The sequence below is a fragment of the Rhodoplanes sp. P11 genome (genome assembly GCF_964266735.1).
In the GTDB taxonomy this organism is placed as follows: domain Bacteria; phylum Pseudomonadota; class Alphaproteobacteria; order Rhizobiales; family Xanthobacteraceae; genus Rhodoplanes; species Rhodoplanes serenus.
In genome coordinates this window covers 477290-496402 of record NZ_CAXWGY010000012.1, presented here as the reverse complement: position 1 = coordinate 496402, position 19113 = coordinate 477290, and the positions used below count along the sequence as shown (strand labels likewise).

Below are 19113 nucleotides of genomic sequence, written 5' to 3'. Positions count from 1 at the left end.
TCATCCCGCTTTCCTAGCATGTCGACAGGCCGGCTGCGAAGCGGCCGTCGATCCGCCTACCGCGGGGCAGATTGGCGTTTCGGACGGATCGCTCGGTCCGCCCCGCCGATCCTGCGCCTTCGGTGCCCTCGTGGCTGGCGCCGACCGCGCCAGCGCCCGGTGTCGGGAGCCCGCCATGCCGCCATCCAAGCAGCGCCCCGAGGACCGCGCCGAGGCTCGCCCCGAAGCGGGCGGTCCCGAAGCAGCCGCGTCCAAGCTGGGCGGGTCGAAGCTGGGTGTGTCCAAGATGGGCGCTCCCAAGGACCTTCCCAAGGACCGCCTGCCCCGCCGCTTCCCGGTGGGCACGCGCTTCGTGGTCGAGGGCGAGCCCGACCGCCACGGCATCCTGCGCATCGTGTCGCGCACCGTGGTGATGCCCAGCGGCCGCCGCTACGACCTGCCGGCGCAGTCGGGGGGCGAGCCCTCCGGCCGCCCGCCGCCGGCCTCCGGCGGTCTGCGCCGTCGCGCCGCATCCCGCCAGGGCTGAGGGCACGCCGACAAGCGCTCCGGCGGCGAGCCGCCGCCCGCTCGCTCCTGCCTGCTCACCCCCTGCCGGCTCGTCCTGCTTGCCCGAACCGTGCCGCATTGGGCTGACATCTGTGCCCGACCCGGACGGTCGCCGGGCAAGGGGATGTCGATGATCCGAACGCTGCGTCCGGTCGCTCTCGGCCTGCTCGTCGCCAGCCTGGCCCTGTGCGGTGCCGCGCTGCCGGGACCCGCCGCCGCCGGTGAGCCGGTCTATCCGACCGGCCTCAAGATCGGCCTCGCGCCGGCGCCCGGGCTGCGCGTCGCCGAGAAGTTTCCCGGCTTCGAGGACAAGGAGACCGGCGCCACCGTGCTGATGCTGGAGGTCGCGCCCCCCGCCCTGGCCGAGACCGCGAAGCAGCTCGGCCGTGACAGCCTCAAGAAGCAGGGCATCGTCGAGCAGCGCCGCGAGAGCTTCCCGGCCGGCAGCAAGGGCACCCTGGTGGCCGGCCGCCAGGAGGGCGACGGCCGCACCGTGCGCAAGTGGATTCTGCTGGCGCCGGCCGGCGACACCGGCGCCCTGGTGGTGGTGCAGGTGCCGGAGGAGGCCGCCAAGTCGTATCCGGAGGCGGCGGTGCGCGACATGCTCGCCTCGGTGCGGCAGCGGGCCGACGTGCCGATCGAGGAGCAGCTGGAGCTGCTGCCGATCCGTCTCGACGAGCGCTCGGGCATGCGGCCCATCCGGGTGCTCGGCAGCAATGGGGCGCTGCTCACCGACGGCCCCAAGGACACCCTGGAGGCCGTCGAGCAGCCGCTGCTGATCGTCTCGGTGGGGCGCGGCGGGCCGGAGGAGAACGCCGCCCGCGACACCTTCGCGCGCAACCTGCTCGCCGGCTTCGGCGCCTACAAGGACGTGCGGATCGTCGGCACCGAGATGCTGCGCCTGGGCGGCGGCGGCGCCCATACCCACCAGGTCATGGCGGAGGCCAAGGACCCGAAGACCGACGCTCCGCTCAAGCTCGTGCAGTGGGTGCGGTTCGGCTCTGGCGCCTATCTGCGCATCCTCGGCGCCGCCCGCGACGACGCCTGGAGCGAGGCGTTCCCGCGCTTCCGCGCGGTGCGCGACGGCGTCAATCCGCGCGGCTGACGGCGGCCGCGCCAGCGGCGCGGCCGGCAGACTGGCTCACGCCCCGGGCTTGTCGCCCGTCGTTCCCGCGCCGTTCGCGGCGGGGCCGTTGCCGGCGCTCGTCGCCGCGGCATCGGCGGCGGCCGGCGAGCCGGCGGGCGCCGATGCTGGCGCGGTCTTGGGGCCGCCCTTGGAGACCCCCACCATGGCGGGGCGCAGAACCCGCTCGCCGATCATGAAGCCGGCCTGGACCACCTGAACCACGGTGCCGGTCGGCTGGCTCGGGTCGGGCACCTCGAACATCGCCTGATGGACGTTGGGGTCGAACTTCTCGCCCTTCGGATCGAAGCGGCGGACGCCGTTGCGCTCGAACACCTTGAGAAGCTCGCGCTCGGTCAGCTCGACGCCCTCGACGAAGGCGAGCACGGGGGCCGGCAGGGCATCGCGCTTCTCGGCCGCGACGGCGTCCAGCGCCCGGCGCAGATTGTCGGCGACGCCGAGGAGATCGCGGGCGAAGCCCGAGATGCCGTAGGTGCGGGCGTCGGCGACCTCGCGCTCGGTGCGGCGGCGCAGGTTCTCCATCTCGGCGAGGGTCCGCAGCAGGCGGTCCTTGTGCTCGGCCACCTCCTGCTGGAGCGCCGCGACGTCGACGGCGGGAGTGGCCTCCGGGGTGGCCTCGGCGGGTGCCGCGCCGGCCGAGGGGTTGGCGGTCTTGGCGGCATCGGCGGGCTGGCTCGCGCGCGCCGCCTCGGGGGCGGGTGCAGCGTCGCCGGCATTCGGTTCGGTCATGATCTGGTCCGTCCGTTCAAACCTTGGGGTCGCCCCGCATATCGCCATCCGGGCTCGGAAAATCAAGCGGTTCGGCCGTGCCACGGAGGTGCCTTGCGGCCCCCGCGGGGTCGCTGCGGGGCCGCTTGCGCGGGCCGACGACCCTCAGCCGCCGAGCAGGCGACCGACCAGGCGGGCGGTGTAGTCGACCATCGGCACGATGCGGGCATAGTTGAGCCGGGTCGGGCCGATCACCCCGATCACCCCGACGATGCGGCCGGCGGCGTCCTGGTAGGGCGCGATGATGGTGGACGAGCCCGACAGCGAGAACAGCTTGTTCTCCGAGCCGATGAAGATGCGCACGCCGTCCGCCGACTCGGCGCGGCCGAGCAGGTCGACCAGGCCGCGCTGGGTCTCCAGCTCGTCGAACAGCTGGCGCACCCGTTCGAGATCCTCCAGCGCCTTCAGGTCTTCCAGCAGATGGGCGTGGCCGCGCACGATCAGCCGCCGCTCGTCGCCGTCGCCGCCCGACCAGCTGGCCAGCCCCGCCTCGACGATCCGGCGGGTGAGCTGGTCGAGCTCGGCGCGGCTGGCCGCCAGAGTCGTTTCCAGCGCCGCCTTGGCCTCCACCAGGGTGCGGCCGGCGATGTGGTGATTGAGGAAGTTCGACGCCTCGACTAGCGCCGAGCCGGGCAGGCCGATCGGCAGGTCGACCAGCCGGTTCTCCACCTGGCCGTCCTCGGCGACCAGCACGACCAGGGCCCGCGACGGCTCCAGGCGGACGAACTCGATATGCTTGAGGCGGGCGTTCGCCTTGGTGCTCAGCACCACCCCGGCGGCCCGCGTCAGCCCCGACAGCATGGTCGAGGCCTCGGTCAGCACGGTCTCGAAGGAGCGCCCGGTGGCCGCCACCTGCGCCTCGATGGAGCGGCGCTCGGTCTCCGGCAGGTCGCCGACCTGCATCAGCGCGTCGACGAAGAAGCGCAGGCCGAACTCGGTCGGCAGCCGGCCCGCCGAGGTGTGCGGGGCGTAGATCAGGCCGAGCTGCTCCAGGTCCTGCATGACGTTGCGCACCGAGGCGGGCGACAGCGTCATCGGCAGCAGGCGCGAGAGGTTGCGCGAGCCGACCGGCTCGCCGGTGGCCAGATACGACTCGACGATGTGGCGGAAAATCTCGCGGGATCGCTCGTTGAGCTGCACCAGGCTGGTGGCCGTGGTGGCGAGCGGCAAATCGGAGGGCAGAACGGGCTGGGACACGGGCGGTGTCTCCCGGACAAAAGGATCGGAGGACCAGAGATTTGTCCCTCGATGGGGCGAAGCGCAAGGCGCTCGCGCCGGGGCCCGCCGGCGGCTCCCGGCCAGGCCCCGGCCGTCTTCGCCGGCATCGCGCTGCGCCGCCGATCGTCGTCCCGCGCCGTCCCGTCGCAACCGAGCCCCGCCGGGGAGGGCCTTGCCGCTCCGCCCGCGCCGACCTACAAGCGTGCCGCCGGTCGAACGCCCGCGGCGGCCCCGCCGCCTTCGCCCGACCGCGCCGTGCCCGCAGCCGACTGCCGAGCCGATCGCCGCGGCGATCGCCGTCCAAGGAGTACCCCGATGCGTCCGAGCCACCGTCAGCCCGACGAGCTGCGAGCCGTTTCGCTCGAACGGGCCGTGGTGAAGTATGCCGAGGGCTCCTGCTTCGTGAAGTTCGGCGACACCCATGTGCTGGTGACCGCGACCCTGGAGGAGCGGCTGCCGCCGTGGCTCAAGGGCCAGGCGCGCGGCTGGATCACCGCCGAGTACGGCATGCTGCCGCGTGCCACCTCGGAGCGCACCCGCCGCGAGGCGTCGGCCGGCAAGCAGAGCGGCCGCACCGTGGAGATTCAGCGGCTGATCGGCCGCTCGCTGCGCGCCGTGGTCGACCTCGAGGCGCTCGGCGAGCGCCAGATCACCATCGACTGCGACGTGATCCAGGCCGACGGCGGCACCCGCACCGCCTCGATCACCGGCGCCTGGGTGGCGCTGCACGACTGCCTCGCCTGGATGAAGACGCGCGACATGCTGCGCGGCGAGGTGCTGCGCGACCACGTCGCGGCGGTGTCGTGCGGGGTCCACAACGGCGTCGCGGTGCTCGACCTCGACTATGCGGAGGACTCCGACGCCGACACCGACGCCAACTTCGTCCTCACCGGCAACGGCGGCATCGTCGAGATCCAGGGCACCGCCGAGCGGGTGCCGTTCAGCGAGGCTCAGTTCCTGGCGCTGCTGGCGCTCGCCCGCAAGGGCGTCGGGCGACTGGTCGAGCTACAGAAAATGGCGGTCATGTGAGATCGGATCGGGCGGATATCCGGGTCGGTCATTCCGGGGCGGCGCACCGCGCCGAACCCGGAATAAAGCCGCGGATTCGGTGTTCTCGGCTGGATTCCGGGTTCGCGGCCTCGCCGCGCCCCGGAATGACGCCGAACAGACCGTCGGTCGTCCGATGAGCGCGCGCCCGCATCGCCTGCTGACCGGCCGGCTGGTCGTCGCCACCCACAACGCCGGCAAGCTGCGCGAGATGCGCGAGCTGGTCGCGCCCTACGGGGTCGAGGCCGTGTCGGCCGGCGAGCTCGGGCTGGGCGAGCCGGAGGAGACCGGCACCACCTTCCGCGACAACGCCCACATCAAGGCGGCGGCCGCCGCCGCGGCGACCGGGCTGCCGGCCTTCGCGGACGATTCCGGCCTCGCGGTCGAGGCGCTGGGCGGCGCCCCCGGCATCCACTCGGCCCGCTGGGCCGGGCCGGACAAGGATTTCGCCCGGGCGATGGCGGACATCCACGAGAAGCTCGTCGCCCTCGGCGCGAGCGCGCCGGCGCAGCGCCGCGCCCATTTCGTCTCGGCCCTGTGCGTCGTCTGGCCGGACGGCCATCGCGAGGATTTCGAGGCGCGGGTCGACGGCGTCCTGGTGTGGCCGCCGCGGGGAAACCTCGGCTTCGGCTACGATCCGATGTTCCTGCCCGACGGCCATGCGCTCACCTTCGGCGAGATGTCGAGCGACGAGAAGCACGGCCTGCCGCCGCGCGGGAAGGGCCTGTCGCACCGGGCGCGGGCGTTCGTGAAGCTGGCGGAGGCGTGCCTTGAGCGACCCTGAGGTGCTCGACCGCGTCGAGACGGCGGACCACGAGGGCGCGGCCTTCGGGGTCTATGTCCACTGGCCGTTCTGCCTGTCGAAATGCCCGTATTGCGACTTCAACAGCCATGTCCGCCATGCCGGCATCGACGAGGCGCGCTTCGCCCGCGCCTTCGCGGCCGAGATCGCGACGACCGCGGCGCGCATCGGGCCGCGCACCGTCTCGACCATCTTCCTGGGCGGCGGCACGCCGTCGCTGATGCAGCCGGCGACCGTCGCGGCGGTGCTCGACGCGGTGGCGCGGCACTGGACGGTGGCGCCCGACTGCGAGGTGACGCTCGAAGCCAACCCGACCTCGGTGGAGGCGGAGCGCTTCCGCGGCTTCCGCGCCGCCGGTGTCAACCGGGTGTCGCTCGGCGTGCAGGCGCTCGACGACGCGGCCCTCAAGGCGCTCGGCCGGCTGCACACCGCCGAGGAGGCGCTCGCCGCCGTGGCGATCGCCCGTGCGGTGTTCGACCGCTATTCCTTCGATCTGATCTATGCGCGGCCGGGCCAGACCGCCGCCGAATGGCAGAGCGAGCTGATCCGCGCGCTCGGCGAGGCGGCCGAGCATCTGTCGCTCTATCAGCTCACCATCGAGCCCGACACGCCGTTCGCGCTGCTGGAGGACGCCGGCAAGCTCAGCGTGCCGGGCGAGACGACGGCGCGGCATCTGTTCGACCTGACCCAGGAGGTGTGCGCGGCTGCCGGCCTGCCCGCCTACGAGGTGTCGAACCACGCGCGGCCGGGTGCCGAGTGTCGCCATAACCTCGTCTACTGGCGCTATGCCGAGTATGCCGGCATCGGCCCGGGGGCGCACGGCCGGCTCGATGTCGACGGCCGCCGCATCGCCACCGCGGGCGAGAGGCGGCCCGAGCTGTGGCTGGAGCGGGTCGAGATCGGCGGCCACGGCCTCGTGGTCGACGAGACGGTGACGCGCGCCGAGCAGGCCGACGAGTTCCTGCTGATGGGACTGCGGCTGACGGAAGGCATCGATCCGCGGCGCTTCGCCCGCATCGCCGGACGGCCCCTCGATCCCGCCCGCGTGGCCGAGCTGACGACGCTCGGCTTCGTCGAGACCACCCGGGCGGGCCGGCTGCGCGTCACTCGCGCGGGCTTTCCGGTGCTCGACGCCGTGGTGGCGGATCTGGCCGCGTAAGCGACGCGGCGAGTCGCGTGAGCGGCGCGGGTCGCGAAGCGCCTCAGTTCAGGCGCTCGAAGGCGGCCCCGAGGATGGGTCCCGGCGCGCTCGCGTTGCCGTCCTGGAGCAGCACCGCCACGGCATCGATCTTGTCGGACTTGATGTCCGAGACCGCCACCGACCAGGTCCGCGTCGCGCCGGTCCAGTCGCCGAGCTTGACCCAGCGGCGCACGACATTGCTGTAGACCAGGGTTCGGCCGGTGTTCTCGCCGCGACCGACCTGCACGGCGACCGACGACGACACGCCGAGCAGCCAGACCTCGCCAGTGGCGCGGCTCGAAGCAGGCAATGTGCGACCCGTGTCGGCGCTCACCGAAATCCGGCCGTCGGCGACCGAGACGCGGACCGGCACCGAGAGCGTGTCCTTGCCGCGGCTGCGCGCCAGGGCCGTCTCGATGGCGCTCCTGTCGCTCCCTAGGGCGTGCGCGAGTCCGTTGACGACAACTTGCGGTGTGTAGACGGCCCGATCGCCGCGCGCGTGCGAATAGGCGGTCTGTCGCGCGGTGTGGCGCGGATCGGCGAGCGTGTCCTTCCAGCCGAGATAGTCCCAGTAGGTGATCGGCAGGCTGACGGCGATCAGGGTCGGGTCCTTCTTGAGCTCGCCCAGCAGACGGTCGGCGGCCGGACAGGAGGAGCAGCCCTGACTGGTGAACAGCTCGACCACGGCGCGCGTCTGCCGCGCCGCGGTGGTCGCCGAGGCCGCCGCGGCGGCCGCGGCAGACGAGACGGTCGCACCACTGGTGGAGATCGGGGCGGGGCTGGACGTCGGCTGTGCGCGCGCGGAGGACAGGGCCAAGCTCGACGTGAGTGCGATCACCACGAGGCCGGCGAGACCGCGGAACAGACAGGCGCGTCTCGTCGTCATGCTCTACTCTTCTTCTCGTTGCCGTCTACGGGTGGTGCATCGGCCGACGGCCCGACACCAGGGTTGCAGGACAGTCGCGGATGCGCGGGTGTTCTGCAACAACGATTCGATCCAGATCCTGGGATATTACGCGAGCCCCAGGTCGGCCACTCACTTCGCGGTGAGGCGCATCCCGGATTCCGGTGTGTCGATGATCCATCGGACTGCATGGGAAGCAGCAAAACCAATCCTCTCGCATCGTCACCACGATCGTGGTCGTGACGCGGCCGTCAGTGGTCCCCTGTCACGACACCGTTCTCAGCGCGCGGTCTTCGGCTGGCCGTGACGCCGAAGGCGTCGCCGCAGGCGAAGCATGCGCCCCACGAGCCCGCTGCGCCCACCGGCGCGCAGCCGACGTGCAAGCCGTCGCAGCCGCCGCATTGCCGGCGCAATGGTGTGGGCCGCCCACGCTCGCAACTCCGCTTTCACCGGGTCGATCAGCGCGTGCGCCCAGGCGAGGCCGCGCAGCACCAGGTCGGACAGCCGGCGGAACCAGGCGAGCTGCATCAGTTTCGGCCGCGTCACGTCGAACACGAACGCGGTGGCGCCGACGCTCGTCACCTTGGCGAGTGCCAGCACGGCGATGCCGCCGACCAGATGGCCGTGCGCGAACATCCAGACGCCGAGCAGCTTGAGCGGCAGCAGCAGCAGGACGGGAACGAGAAACACCAGCAGGGTCGGATAGGGCGGTAGCCGGGCGATCGCGGCCGCGATCCGGGCGCGCAGCGCCGGCCAGGCGATCAGCACGACGAGGCGCGCGATCAGCGGCCGCACATGATCCCACAGCCACGCTTCCAGCAGGAAGACGAGCGCGAGCAGAATCCAGAGCGGCTTGGTCAGGCGACGCATCGCCCTGAGTATACACGGGCGCCTGGCCGGCTCATACCGATGGCCGCTGATGCTGATTCGTCATGCTCGGCCTCCACGACTTTAGGCCGAGCAGCAACAAAGACGTGGATGGCCGGGACAAGCCCGGCCATGACGGAGGATGCAGTCCGAGAGTGCTGCCGATGGTCATTCCGGAAGCCGCGAAGCGGCTGTCCGGAATCCAGCCGAGAGCCCCGAGTTTGCCGCTGGATTCCGGGTGCCGCGCCCCGGAGCGACGGTGAACTGATCACTCGGAATCAGTATCACATGTGGATCGCGCGCTTCTCCACCGCGAGCGCCGCTTCCTTCACGGCCTCGGTGAGCGTCGGGTGGGCGTGGCAGGTGCGGGCGATGTCCTCCGACGAGGCGCCAAACTCCATGGCGACGGCGGCTTCGGCGATCATGTTGCCGGCGTCGGGTCCGAGGATGTGCACGCCGAGCACACGGTCCGTCTTCGCATCGGCCAGGATCTTCACGAAGCCGTCGGTCTGCCGGTTCACCTTGGCGCGGCCGTTCGCCGTGAACGGGAACTTGCCGACATTGTAGGCGATGCCGGCGGCCTTCAGCTCCTCCTCGGTCTTCCCGACGCTGGCGAGCTCCGGCATCGTGTAGACGACGCCCGGAATCACGTCGTAGTTCACATGGCCGGCCTTGCCGGCGAGGATCTCGGCGACCGCGACGCCCTCGTCCTCCGCCTTGTGGGCCAGCATCGGGCCGGCGATCACGTCGCCGATGGCGTAGATGCCGGGCACGTTGGTGGCGAAGTGCGCATCGGTGATCACGCGGCCACGGTCGTCGCGGGCGACACCGACGGCGTCGAGCCCGAGCCCATCGGTGTAGGGCACCCGGCCGATGGCGATCAGCGCCACATCGCATTCGATGATCGCGGCCTCGCCGCCGGCCGCCGGCTCGACGGTCGCCTTGAGGCGCGATCCCGACGTGTCGATGCCGGTCACCTTGGTAGACAGGCGGAACGCGAAGCCCTGCTTCTGGAGGATGCGCTGGAACTGGCGCGCCACATCGAGATCGATGCCGGGAACGATGCGATCGAGGAACTCGACGACCTCGACCTCGGCGCCGAGCCGCCGCCACACCGAGCCGAGCTCGAGCCCGATGACGCCGGCGCCGACGATCAGCAGCTTCTTCGGCACCTTGGGCAGCGACAGCGCGCCGGTCGACGACACGATGCGGGTCTCGTCGATCGCGACGCCCTTCAGCGGCGCGACGTCGGAGCCGGTGGCGATGACGATCGCCTTGGTCTCCAGCGTCGTGGTGCCGGCGTCGCCCGTCACCTCGACCTTGCCGGGCGCCACGATGCGGCCGCTGCCGATGTGAGCATCGATCTTGTTCTTCTTGAGCAGATACTCGACGCCCTTGACGTTGCCGTCGACGCCCTCGTCCTTGAACTTCATCATGGCGGCGAGATCGAGCTTCGGCTTGCCGACCTTGATGCCCAGCGCCTCGAAACCGTGGCCCGCCTCCTCGAACAGCTCGGAGGCGTGCAGCAGCGCCTTGGACGGAATGCAGCCGATGTTGAGGCAGGTGCCGCCGAAAGCGCGCTTCTCCACCACGGCGGTCTTGAGGCCGAGCTGCGCGGCCCGGATGGCGCAGACATAGCCGCCGGGGCCGGTGCCGATGACGACGAGATCGTAGGAGGACATCGTGGGGTTCCGTTCGGGGAGGGATCAGAGCACGAGCGCGGTCAGCATCAGGCCGAGGCCGACCAGCGCGACGAGCCAGACGATCGAGCGCACCATCGGCACGCCGGCGAGATAGAGGGCCACGTAGACGACGCGCGCCCAGAACCACAGATGCGCCCCGGCGAGGCCGAGGCCGCCGGTGCGCCCGGTGATCACGAGGGCGAGCACGAGGCCGACAAAGGCCGGATAGGTCTCCAGCAGGTTCTTCAGCGCCCGCTCGGCGCGACCCGCCAGCACACCCGTGGGCTTCCTGCCGTCGTCGCGCGGGCCGGCGTTCCAGTCGCGGCCGAGCTCGCGCGTCATGGTGGCGGACTGGAGGAAGATCTGCGCCACCAGCAGCACCACGCTGGCGGCGAGCAGCAGCAGTTCCTGGGAGAGCGGCGCGGGGGTCATCGGGTTGCTCGTCGGATACGAACCTGGGCGGTGTGCGGGTGGCGGGCGGGGACGCGCGTCACGGGCTGCGGTGCAGGGCGATGCGCACGCCGAGCCCGATCAGCACCAGGCCGGTGGCGCGGTTGATCCAGCGGCCGGCGCGCACGAAGGCGGCGCGGGCCGGCGGGGTAGTGAGGAACACGGCGACGAGGGTGAACCAGCCGGCCAGCACCGCCGCCATGGCGAGCCCGTAGCCGAACTGCATGACGATCGGCGTCGTCGGCGACACGATGGTGGAGAACAGCGACACGAAGAACAGCGTGGCCTTGGGATTGAGGAGGTTGGTGAGCGCCCCGATGGCCAGCGATCGGCGCAGCGGCGGCGCCGCCGAATCCGGCCCGCCCGGATCGGGCAGCACCGGAGGAGGGGCGCGGAGACTCTTGACGCCGAGCCACACCAGATAGGCGGCGCCGGCCCACTTCACGATGGTAAAGGCGACCACCGAATGGGCGACGACGAGGCCGATGCCCAGCACCGTGTAGGCGACGTGCACGAGGATCGCCGAGCCCACCCCGATCGCCGCCGCGATGCCGGCGCGGCGGCCATGCGCCACGCTCTCGCGCAGCACGCAGGCGAAATCGGCGCCGGGCGTCACCGCCGCCACCAGAAACACCGCCATCAGGGAGAGGAACTCGGCCGTGTGGGACATTGACCAGGATCGTCCAGGTGATCGGTTCGAGCCGTGATCGCGGGGCGGTGGTCAGCTCGCACGAGCCAGCAGAGCAGCCTGCTGCTCGGCGAGGTCGCGCAGGCGATCGCAGCCGAAGTCGACGGTCTCGTCGCCCTCCTCGCCCCAATAGATGGAATGGCCGAACGGTGAAACGTGAACGGTCTTGAAGCTCGCCGGATCGCGCAACGGTGTGAAGATGTCGCCGTGAGCCATGATGCCGCGCAGATCGACGATGCCCTCGTAACCATCGTCCCAAGTGAGCTTGAGAACACCGTGGAGAACCGGCTCGGCAGCGACGATGTGAAGAGTTCCGGCGGTCATGAGATCTTCTCCGGCTTCTGCAGGGCGATGGTCGCGTCCCACGCGCGCATCAGGGCGTCCTGCCGAGGCTCCGCCCACGACAGCACGGTCGCCAGCGTGGCCAGCGGCAGACCGCCCTTCAAGACCTGCAAGGACCCGATGGCGATCTGGGCGCGATGCTCGGCATAGATCGCATGGAATGTGGCGGCGCGTGCTCACGCGCGTAGAACTGGATCTTGATGCCGTCGATGATCGCCACCGTCGGCATCGCGATCCGCCCACCTCACAGATCCAGCACCAGCCGCGCCGGGTCCTCCAGGCACTCCTTCACGCGCACCAGGAACGTCACCGCCTCCTTGCCGTCGACGATGCGGTGATCGTAGCTGAGCGCCAGATACATCATCGGCCGGATCTCGATCTTGCCGCCGACCACCACGGGGCGCTCCTGGGTCTTGTGCATGCCGAGAATGCCGGACTGCGGCGCGTTGAGAATCGGGGTCGACATCAGCGAGCCGTAGACGCCGCCGTTGGAGATCGTGAAGGTACCGCCCTGCATCTCCTCCAGCTTGAGCTGGCCGTCGCGGGCGCGGCGCCCGTAGTCGGCGATCGTCTTCTCGATCTCGGCGAGCGTTTTGTCCTGGCAGTCGCGCACCACCGGCACGACGAGACCGCGCTCGGTGCCGACGGCGACGCCGATGTGATAGTAATTCTTGTACACCATGTCGGTGCCGTCGATCTCGGCATTGACGGCCGGCACCTCGCGCAGCGCCTGCACGCAGGCGCGGGTGAAGAAGCCCATGAAGCCGAGCTTCACCCGGTGCTTCTTCTCGAACAGCTCCTTGTACTGGTTGCGCAGCGCCATCACGGCCGACATGTCGACCTCGTTGAAGGTCGTCAGCATGGCGGCGGTGTTCTGCGCGTCCTTGAGGCGGCGCGCGATGGTCTGGCGCAGCTTGGTCATGCGCACGCGCTCTTCCCGCGCGGCATCCTCGGAAACCGACGGGGCGCGCACCTCGACGCCGGGCGGCGGTTGCGGCACCGGCGCGGGCGTTGAGGCGATCTTCTCGATGGCGGCCAGCATGTCGCCCTTGGTGACACGGCCGTCGCGGCCGGTGCCGGCGACGCCGGCGGCGGCGACGCCGCTCTCGGCCTCCAGCCGGCGCACCGAGGGGGCGAGCGGCGCATCGGAGCGCGCCGCGGGGGCCGCCGCAGGAGCGGGCGTCGCGGCGGCGGGTGCCGCGGCGGCGGGCTTGGCGGCCGGCTTCTCGGCCTTGGCGGCGGGTGCGGCCGCGGGAGCGGCGGCGCTCGCCCCGGCACCCTCGGCGATCTGGCCCAGCAGGGCGCCGACCGCGACGGTCTCGCCGTCGGCGACGATGATCTCGGACAGGGTGCCGGCGGCGGGCGCGGGCACCTCGATGGTCACCTTGTCGGTCTCCAGCTCGACCAGCGGCTCGTCGACCGTCACCGTGTCGCCCGCCTTCTTGAACCAGCGGCCGATCGTGGCCTCGGTCACGGATTCGCCCAGGGTGGGCACGCGGATGTCAACCATCGTCATCGTCCAAGCAGATCACGCGGGCAGGCAGCGGATGTCGGCACGCGCAACGGGGTTCTGGTGGAGGAGCGGAGTGACCGGGCATTCGTCCGGTCACGGAAGCGTCGGAGCGGCGACGGCCACACGGGCTCAGCCGAGTGCATCGTCCAGGAAGGTCCGGAGCTGGGCGAGATGCTTCGACATCAGGCCGGTGGCGGTGGCCGCGGAGGGCGGCCGCCCGACATAGCGGGGCCGCCGATACTCGCCGCCCACCTGGTTCATCACCCATTCGAGATAGGGCTCGACGAAGGTCCACGAGCCCATGTTGCGGGGCTCCTCCTGGCACCACACCACCTCGGCGTTCTTGAAGCGGCCGAGCCGGGTGAGCAGCGCCTTGGTCGGGAACGGATAGAGCTGCTCGACCCGCAACAGATAGATGTCGTCGATGCCGCGCTTCTCACGCTCCTCGTAGAGGTCGTAATAGACCTTGCCGGAGCACAGCACGACGCGGCGGATCTTGCGATCGGGAACCAGGCGGACATGGTCGCCGGCGAAGCGGTGATGCTCGGCGTCGTCCGGCAGCAGGCGATGGAACGAGGTGCCGGTGGCGAACTCGTCGAGCCGCGACACCACCCGCTTGTGGCGCAGCAGGCTCTTCGGAGTCATCAGGATCAGCGGCTTGCGGAAGTCGCGCTTGAGCTGCCGCCGCAGGATGTGGAAGTAGTTCGCCGGCGTCGTGCAGTTGGCGACCTGCATGTTGTCCTCGGCGCAGCTCTGGAGATAGCGCTCCAGCCGCGCGGAGGAATGCTCCGGCCCCTGGCCCTCGTAGCCGTGCGGCAGCAGCAGCACCAGGCCCGACATGCGCAGCCACTTGCGCTCGCCCGACGAGATGAACTGATCGACCACCACCTGGGCGCCGTTGGCGAAGTCGCCGAACTGCGCCTCCCACAGCACCAGCGCGTTGGGCTCGGCCAGCGAGTAGCCGTACTCGAAGCCGAGCACCGCCTCCTCGGACAGCATCGAGTTGATCACCTCGAAGCGGGCCTGGCCGGGCTTCACGTAGTTCAGCGGCGTGTGGCGGTTCTCGGTCTCCTGGTCGATCAGCACCGAGTGGCGCTGCGAGAAGGTGCCGCGCTCGGAGTCCTGGCCGGAGAGGCGGACCGGGTGGCCCTCGACCAGCAGGCTGCCGAAGGCGAGCGCCTCGGCGGTCGCCCAGTCGATGCCCTCGCCGGTCTCGAGCGCCTTGCGGCGGGTGTCGAGGAAGCGCTGGATGGTGCGATGGGCCTGGAAGCCGGCCGGCACCGTGGTGATCTTGTCGCCGATGTCGCGCAGCACCTCGATGGGCACGTCGGTCTTGCCGCGGCGCGGATCGTCGCTCGGTGAGGCGACCTTCATGCCGGCCCAGCGGCCGTCGAGCCAGTCGGCCTTGTTGGACTTGTAGCCGTGGCTGGCGTCGAACTCGGCATCGAGCCGGGCGCGCCAGTCGGCCCGCATCTTCTCGACCTCGCCGTCGGTGACGATGCCCTCGGAGAACAGCTTCTTCGAGTAGATCTCCAGCGTCGACTCGTGCGAGCGGATCTTCTTGTACATCAGCGGCTGCGTGAACGACGGCTCGTCGCCCTCGTTGTGGCCGAACCGCCGGTAGCAGAACATGTCGATGACGACGGGCTTCTGGAACTTCTGCCGGAACTCGGTCGCCACCTTGGCGGCGAACACCACCGCCTCGGGATCGTCGCCGTTGGCGTGGAAGATCGGCGCCTCGATCATCTTGGCCGTGTCGGAGGGATACGGCGACGAGCGCGAGTAGCGTGGATAGGTGGTGAAGCCGATCTGGTTGTTGACGATGAAGTGGATCGAGCCGCCGGTGCGGTGACCGCGCAGGCCGGAGAGGCCGAAGCACTCCGCCACCACGCCCTGGCCGGCGAACGAGGCGTCGCCGGAGATCAGCAGCGGCATCACGGCGGTGCGGTCGTCGCTGGAGCAGCCGTGCTGGTCCTGCTTGGCGCGCGTCTTGCCGAGCACCACCGGGTTGACGATCTCCAGGTGCGACGGGTTGGCGGTGAGCGACAGATGCACCCGGTTGCCGTCGAACTCGCGGTCCGACGAGGCGCCGAGGTGATACTTGACGTCGCCGGAGCCCTCGACCTCGTCGGGCGTGAAGGAGCCGCCCTTGAACTCGTGGAAGATGGCGCGGTGCGGCTTGGCCATCACCTGGGCGAGCACGTTGAGGCGGCCGCGATGCGCCATGCCGATGGCGATCTCGCGCACCCCAAGGGCGCCGCCGCGCTTGATGATCTGCTCCAGCGCCGGGATCATCGACTCGCCGCCGTCGAGCCCGAACCGCTTGGTGCCAGTGAACTTGACGTCGCAGAACTTCTCGAAGCCCTCGGCCTCGATGAGCTTGTTGAGGATGGCGCGCTTGCCCTCGCGGGTGAAGTGGATCTCCTTGTCGGGTCCCTCGATGCGCTCCTGAATCCAAGCCTTCTGGGCCGGATCGGTGATGTGCATGAACTCGACCCCGAGGGTCTGGCAGTAGGTGCGCTTGAGGATCGCGATGATCTGGCGCAGCGTGCCGAACTCCAGCCCCAGCACGTAGTCGAGGAAGATGCGGCGATCGTAATCAGCCGGCGTGAAGCCGTAGCTCTTGGGATCGAGCTCCTCGTGGTCCTTGATGGCTTCGAGCCCGAGCGGATCGAGATTGGCGTGCAGGTGGCCGCGCATGCGGTAGGCGCGGATCAGCATCAGGGCGTGCAGCGAGTCGCGGGTCGCCTGCTGGACATCCGCCTGCGACAGTTCGACGCCGTATTGGTGCGCCTTGGCGCCGATGCGGTCGTGCAGGCGGGTCGCCGCTTCCGCGGCCTCGCTGTCGAAGAGGCGGATCGGGCCTTCCTGGACGATCGGCCAGTGCGGCTCCTTCCAGGAGGCGCCGCGGGAGGCGCGCGCCACGTCGCTGGCGTTGTCCTTGAGGCCCGAGAAGAAGACCCGCCACTCGGTGTCGACCGCCTTCGGGTCGGCCTCGTAGCGGGCGTACATGTCTTCGACATAAGCGGCGTTGGCGCCGTAGAGAAACGAGGTGAGTGCGAAGGCGGCGTTCGCGTCTTGGCGGGACATGAACGAGTCCTGATACGGGGGGCGCGGAGCCCTTGGGGGAGCGGGTGGCGTCGCCACGGCCGGCGGCACGGCCGTTCGGCCCCTATTTAAGCCCCTTGTCGCGGCGCCACAATGGCTTCATGCGCCGAGCGGACCCTACAAGTGAATTTCGGTTCATTGAGCTGGCCGCAGCGGCTCCGGCATGGACCGTCCGGGCCGCCGGGGCATTCAGACCCGTACGCCCTTGGCGATCGACACCGCGATGTTCGGATTGGCCGGGTTGGGGATCACCTGCCGGGTGCCGGGCACGACCACGAGGTCGAGATCCTCCATCGGGATCGCGCCCAGCAGGATCTCGGTACCGAGCACCATGGCGCCCGCCAGGCCCTTGCGGTTGGCGACCGTCACCAGAAGTGGCCCGACATAGGAGACGAGCCGGCGCGAGCCGTCCGTGAGCGTCACCTCGCGGCGGTCGAACTCGTCCAGCCCGAGTTGCAGGGCGACGTGCTCGGGAACGCAGAGGTGGAGCGCGCCGGTGTCGGCGAGCGCGGGCGCCTCGACGGGGGCGAGGTCCGGGCGACGGATGTTCTCCAGGCGAACCTGAACGCCGACCAGAGCCATGGCGACGCCGCCCCGGTGCTCGAGAATCGCTGCTCGACGCGGGACCCACCGCCTCGCCCGGGAAAACCGCCTCGCCTAAAACGAAAACGGCGCCGGTCGAGCGACCGGCGCCGTCCGATCTCTCCCGGCGAGCGTACTACGCCTTCAGCAGGGCCGCCAGCGTGGTGCCGAGGCGGGCCGGCGACGGCGACACCTTGATGCCGGCCGCCTCCATGGCGGCGATCTTGCTCTTGGCGTCGCCCTTGCCGCCCGCGATGATGGCGCCCGCATGGCCCATGCGGCGGCCGGGCGGCGCGGTGACGCCGGCGATGAAGCCGACCATCGGCTTCTTGCGGCCACGCTTGGCCTCGTCGATGACGAACTGCGCCGCGTCCTCCTCGGCCGAGCCGCCGATCTCGCCGATCATGATGATCGACTTGGTCTCGGGGTCGGCCAGGAACAGCTCCAGCATGTCGATGAACTCGGTGCCCTTCACCGGGTCGCCGCCGATGCCGACCGCGGTGGTCTGGCCCAGCCCGACCTGGGTGGTCTGGAACACCGCCTCGTAGGTGAGGGTGCCGGAGCGCGACAGCACGCCGACCGAGCCGGACTTGAAGATGTTGCCCGGCATGATGCCGATCTTGCAGGCGCCGGCGGTCAGCACGCCCGGGCAGTTGGGGCCGATCAGGCGCGACTTGGAGCCGTCGAGCGCCCGCTTCACCCGCACCATGTCGAGCACCGGAATCCCTTCCGTGATGCAGACGATCAGCGGGATCTCGGCGTCGATCGCCTCGCAGATGGCGTCGGCGGCGCCGGGCGGCGGCACGTAGATGACGCTGGCGTCGGCGCCGGTCTTCTCGCGCGCCTCGGCGACGGTGTCGAACACCGGCAGGTCGAGATGCTTGGAGCCGCCCTTGCCGGGCGACACGCCGCCGACCATCTTGGTGCCGTAAGCGATCGCCTGCTCGGAATGGAAGGTGCCGTTCTTGCCGGTGAAGCCCTGGCAGATGACCTTGGTGTTCTGGTCGATCAGGATGGACATCAGGCGTTCCCCCGCACGGCCTTGACGATCTTCTGGGCGGCGTCGTCGAGGTCGTCGGCCGACACCACGTCGAGGCCGGACTCGGCGATGATCTGCTTGCCCCGCTCCACATTGGTGCCTTCGAGGCGCACCACCAGCGGCACCTTGAGCCCGACCTCCTTGACGGCGGCGATCACGCCCTCGGCCAGCACGTCGCAGCGCATGATGCCGCCGAAGATGTTGATCAGAATCCCCTTCACGTTGGGGTCGGCAGTGATGATCTTGAACGCCTCGGTGACGCGCTCCTTGGAGGCGCCGCCGCCGACATCGAGGAAGTTGGCCGGCTCCTCGCCGTACAGCTTGATGATGTCCATGGTGGCCATGGCGAGGCCGGCGCCGTTGACCATGCAGCCGATATTGCCGTCGAGCGCCACGTAGGAGAGATCGTGCTTGGACGCCTCGATCTCCTTCTCGTCCTCCTCGGTCAGATCGCGCAGCGCGACGACGTCGGGGTGACGGTAGAGCGAGTTGCCCTCGAACGAGATCTTGGCATCGAGGCAGATCAGCTTGCCGTCCTTGGTGACGACCAGCGGATTGACCTCGAGCATGCTCATGTCCTTGGCGAGAAACGCCTGGTAGAGCTTGGCGACCAGCGCCTCGGCCTGCTTGGCGAGATCGCCCTTGAGCTGGAGCGCCTGGGCGATGCGGCGGCCGTGATGCGGCATCACGCCGGTGGCCGGATCGATCGAGAAGGAGACGATCTTCTCGGGGGTGTCCTTGGCGACCTGCTCGATGTCCATGCCGCCTTCGGTCGACACCACGAACGACACCCGGCCGGTGCCACGATCGACCAGCGCCGACAGGTAGAACTCCTTGTCGATCGCCGAGCCTTCCTCGATGTAGAGGCGATGCACCTCCTTGCCGCGCGGCCCGGTCTGGTGGGTCACCAGCGTCGAGCCGAGCAGGCGCTTGGCCTCGCTCTCGACCGCCTCGATCGACTTCACCACCTTGACGCCGCCGGCCTTGCCGCGGCCGCCGGCGTGGATCTGCGCCTTGACCACCGTCACCGGCGAGGCGAGCTCGCGGGCGGCCTTCACGGCGTCCTCGACCGAGAAGGCGGCGATCCCGCGCGGCGTCGGAATCCCGAACTCCCGCAGCACGGCCTTGGCTTGGTATTCATGAATGTTCATGCGCGATCCCCGCTCGCGTCCGGCCTGCGCCGGACGGCGTTTCCACCTTGATGCATCTGGGCGGAGCGCGCCGGCTGCGGCC

19 protein-coding genes are annotated in these 19113 nt (G+C 70.2%); 5 read left to right on the top strand and 14 right to left on the bottom strand.

The features are described 5' to 3' along the window. The first annotated feature begins 175 nt into the window (after nt 1-175). Together ACFQUV_RS11455 and ACFQUV_RS11450 are read left to right on the top strand one after the other, a co-directional pair. Nucleotides 176-526, top strand: a complete 351-nt coding sequence (locus ACFQUV_RS11455; RefSeq protein ID WP_129608686.1) for a hypothetical protein — start codon at nt 176-178, stop codon at nt 524-526. 150 nt (nt 527-676) lie between these two features. Next, complete coding sequence (locus ACFQUV_RS11450; protein WP_129608687.1) at nt 677-1651, top strand: hypothetical protein; 975 nt, start codon at nt 677-679, stop codon at nt 1649-1651. A 36-nt stretch (nt 1652-1687) separates the two neighbouring features. On the opposite strand, the gene grpE is transcribed toward ACFQUV_RS11450, so the two are convergent. Beyond that, complete coding sequence (gene grpE / locus ACFQUV_RS11445) at nt 1688-2419, bottom strand: nucleotide exchange factor GrpE (protein WP_129608688.1); 732 nt, start codon at nt 2417-2419, stop codon at nt 1688-1690. Nucleotides 2420-2563: 144 nt separating this feature from the next. Then, entirely contained in the window at nt 2564-3640 is a 1077-nt protein-coding gene (hrcA, locus tag ACFQUV_RS11440) for a heat-inducible transcriptional repressor HrcA (protein WP_129608715.1), read from the bottom strand. 351 nt (nt 3641-3991) lie between these two features. Here hrcA and rph point away from each other — a divergent pair, with 351 nt between their 5' ends. The 3 genes from rph (at nt 3992) to hemW (ending at nt 6684) form a co-directional block, all read left to right on the top strand. After that, a complete protein-coding gene (gene rph / locus ACFQUV_RS11435; RefSeq protein ID WP_111385063.1) occupies nt 3992-4705 on the top strand; it encodes a ribonuclease PH in 714 nt (237 codons plus the stop codon). A 154-nt stretch (nt 4706-4859) separates the two neighbouring features. Further along, nucleotides 4860-5507, top strand: a complete 648-nt coding sequence (gene rdgB / locus ACFQUV_RS11430; RefSeq protein ID WP_129608689.1) for an RdgB/HAM1 family non-canonical purine NTP pyrophosphatase — start codon at nt 4860-4862, stop codon at nt 5505-5507. After that, complete coding sequence (gene hemW, locus ACFQUV_RS11425; RefSeq protein WP_244601542.1) at nt 5494-6684, top strand: radical SAM family heme chaperone HemW; 1191 nt, start codon at nt 5494-5496, stop codon at nt 6682-6684. The genes rdgB and hemW overlap by 14 nt, the downstream gene beginning before the upstream one ends. Nucleotides 6685-6727: 43 nt before the next feature. On the opposite strand, the gene ACFQUV_RS11420 is transcribed toward hemW, so the two are convergent. From ACFQUV_RS11420 to sucC, 12 genes are all read right to left on the bottom strand, one after another. Next, complete coding sequence (locus ACFQUV_RS11420) at nt 6728-7591, bottom strand: thioredoxin family protein (protein ID WP_129608690.1); 864 nt, start codon at nt 7589-7591, stop codon at nt 6728-6730. 297 nt (nt 7592-7888) lie between these two features. After that, entirely contained in the window at nt 7889-8479 is a 591-nt protein-coding gene (locus ACFQUV_RS11415) for a hypothetical protein (protein WP_129608691.1), read from the bottom strand. Between the two features lie 281 nt (nt 8480-8760). Next, the gene (gene lpdA / locus ACFQUV_RS11410; RefSeq protein WP_129608693.1) at nt 8761-10158 is read right to left on the bottom strand and encodes a dihydrolipoyl dehydrogenase; all 1398 of its coding nucleotides are present in this window, start codon (nt 10156-10158) and stop codon (nt 8761-8763) included. Nucleotides 10159-10182: 24 nt separating this feature from the next. Continuing rightward, nucleotides 10183-10590, bottom strand: coding sequence for an MAPEG family protein (locus ACFQUV_RS11405; RefSeq protein ID WP_129608694.1), 408 nt, complete (start codon nt 10588-10590; stop codon nt 10183-10185). 58 nt (nt 10591-10648) lie between these two features. Beyond that, nucleotides 10649-11278, bottom strand: a complete 630-nt coding sequence (locus ACFQUV_RS11400; RefSeq protein ID WP_129608695.1) for a LysE family translocator — start codon at nt 11276-11278, stop codon at nt 10649-10651. Nucleotides 11279-11329: 51 nt separating this feature from the next. Then, nucleotides 11330-11620, bottom strand: coding sequence for a DUF2442 domain-containing protein (locus ACFQUV_RS11395; RefSeq protein ID WP_111388414.1), 291 nt, complete (start codon nt 11618-11620; stop codon nt 11330-11332). Next, the gene (locus tag ACFQUV_RS11390) at nt 11617-11751 is read right to left on the bottom strand and encodes a DUF4160 domain-containing protein (RefSeq protein ID WP_244601543.1); all 135 of its coding nucleotides are present in this window, start codon (nt 11749-11751) and stop codon (nt 11617-11619) included. Before ACFQUV_RS11390 ends, ACFQUV_RS11395 begins: the two co-directional genes overlap by 4 nt. A 131-nt stretch (nt 11752-11882) precedes the next feature. Further along, nucleotides 11883-13148: a 2-oxoglutarate dehydrogenase complex dihydrolipoyllysine-residue succinyltransferase gene (gene odhB, locus ACFQUV_RS11385; RefSeq protein WP_129608696.1), complete on the bottom strand. Its 1266-nt coding sequence runs from the start codon at nt 13146-13148 to the stop codon at nt 11883-11885. Between the two features lie 132 nt (nt 13149-13280). Continuing rightward, a complete protein-coding gene (locus ACFQUV_RS11380; RefSeq protein WP_111386704.1) occupies nt 13281-16241 on the bottom strand; it encodes a 2-oxoglutarate dehydrogenase E1 component in 2961 nt (986 codons plus the stop codon). Between the two features lie 207 nt (nt 16242-16448). Further along, nucleotides 16449-16841, bottom strand: a complete 393-nt coding sequence (locus tag ACFQUV_RS11375) for a clan AA aspartic protease (RefSeq protein ID WP_129608697.1) — start codon at nt 16839-16841, stop codon at nt 16449-16451. Between the two features lie 136 nt (nt 16842-16977). Beyond that, complete coding sequence (sucD, locus tag ACFQUV_RS11370; RefSeq protein ID WP_129608698.1) at nt 16978-17862, bottom strand: succinate--CoA ligase subunit alpha; 885 nt, start codon at nt 17860-17862, stop codon at nt 16978-16980. Beyond that, nucleotides 17862-19031: an ADP-forming succinate--CoA ligase subunit beta gene (gene sucC / locus ACFQUV_RS11365; protein WP_129608699.1), complete on the bottom strand. Its 1170-nt coding sequence runs from the start codon at nt 19029-19031 to the stop codon at nt 17862-17864. Before sucC ends, sucD begins: the two co-directional genes overlap by 1 nt. Nucleotides 19032-19113: the final 82 nt, after the last annotated feature.

What these genes read in the sequence shown, in the direction of transcription:
- ACFQUV_RS11375 (WP_129608697.1), bottom strand. Translation starts at nt 16,841, where the DNA reads ATGGCTCTGGTCGGCGTTCAGGTTCGCCTGGAGAACATCCGTCGCCCG.
- ACFQUV_RS11415 (WP_129608691.1), bottom strand. Translation starts at nt 8,479, where the DNA reads ATGCGTCGCCTGACCAAGCCGCTCTGGATTCTGCTCGCGCTCGTCTTC.
- ACFQUV_RS11380 (WP_111386704.1), bottom strand. Translation starts at nt 16,241, where the DNA reads ATGTCCCGCCAAGACGCGAACGCCGCCTTCGCACTCACCTCGTTTCTC.
- ACFQUV_RS11405 (WP_129608694.1), bottom strand. Translation starts at nt 10,590, where the DNA reads ATGACCCCCGCGCCGCTCTCCCAGGAACTGCTGCTGCTCGCCGCCAGC.
- ACFQUV_RS11395 (WP_111388414.1), bottom strand. Translation starts at nt 11,620, where the DNA reads ATGACCGCCGGAACTCTTCACATCGTCGCTGCCGAGCCGGTTCTCCAC.
- sucD (WP_129608698.1), bottom strand. Translation starts at nt 17,862, where the DNA reads ATGTCCATCCTGATCGACCAGAACACCAAGGTCATCTGCCAGGGCTTC.
- ACFQUV_RS11450 (WP_129608687.1), top strand. Translation starts at nt 677, where the DNA reads ATGATCCGAACGCTGCGTCCGGTCGCTCTCGGCCTGCTCGTCGCCAGC.
- rph (WP_111385063.1), top strand. Translation starts at nt 3,992, where the DNA reads ATGCGTCCGAGCCACCGTCAGCCCGACGAGCTGCGAGCCGTTTCGCTC.
- lpdA (WP_129608693.1), bottom strand. Translation starts at nt 10,158, where the DNA reads ATGTCCTCCTACGATCTCGTCGTCATCGGCACCGGCCCCGGCGGCTAT.
- odhB (WP_129608696.1), bottom strand. Translation starts at nt 13,148, where the DNA reads ATGGTTGACATCCGCGTGCCCACCCTGGGCGAATCCGTGACCGAGGCC.
- ACFQUV_RS11420 (WP_129608690.1), bottom strand. Translation starts at nt 7,591, where the DNA reads ATGACGACGAGACGCGCCTGTCTGTTCCGCGGTCTCGCCGGCCTCGTG.
- rdgB (WP_129608689.1), top strand. Translation starts at nt 4,860, where the DNA reads ATGAGCGCGCGCCCGCATCGCCTGCTGACCGGCCGGCTGGTCGTCGCC.
- sucC (WP_129608699.1), bottom strand. Translation starts at nt 19,031, where the DNA reads ATGAACATTCATGAATACCAAGCCAAGGCCGTGCTGCGGGAGTTCGGG.
- ACFQUV_RS11455 (WP_129608686.1), top strand. Translation starts at nt 176, where the DNA reads ATGCCGCCATCCAAGCAGCGCCCCGAGGACCGCGCCGAGGCTCGCCCC.
- grpE (WP_129608688.1), bottom strand. Translation starts at nt 2,419, where the DNA reads ATGACCGAACCGAATGCCGGCGACGCTGCACCCGCCCCCGAGGCGGCG.
- ACFQUV_RS11400 (WP_129608695.1), bottom strand. Translation starts at nt 11,278, where the DNA reads ATGTCCCACACGGCCGAGTTCCTCTCCCTGATGGCGGTGTTTCTGGTG.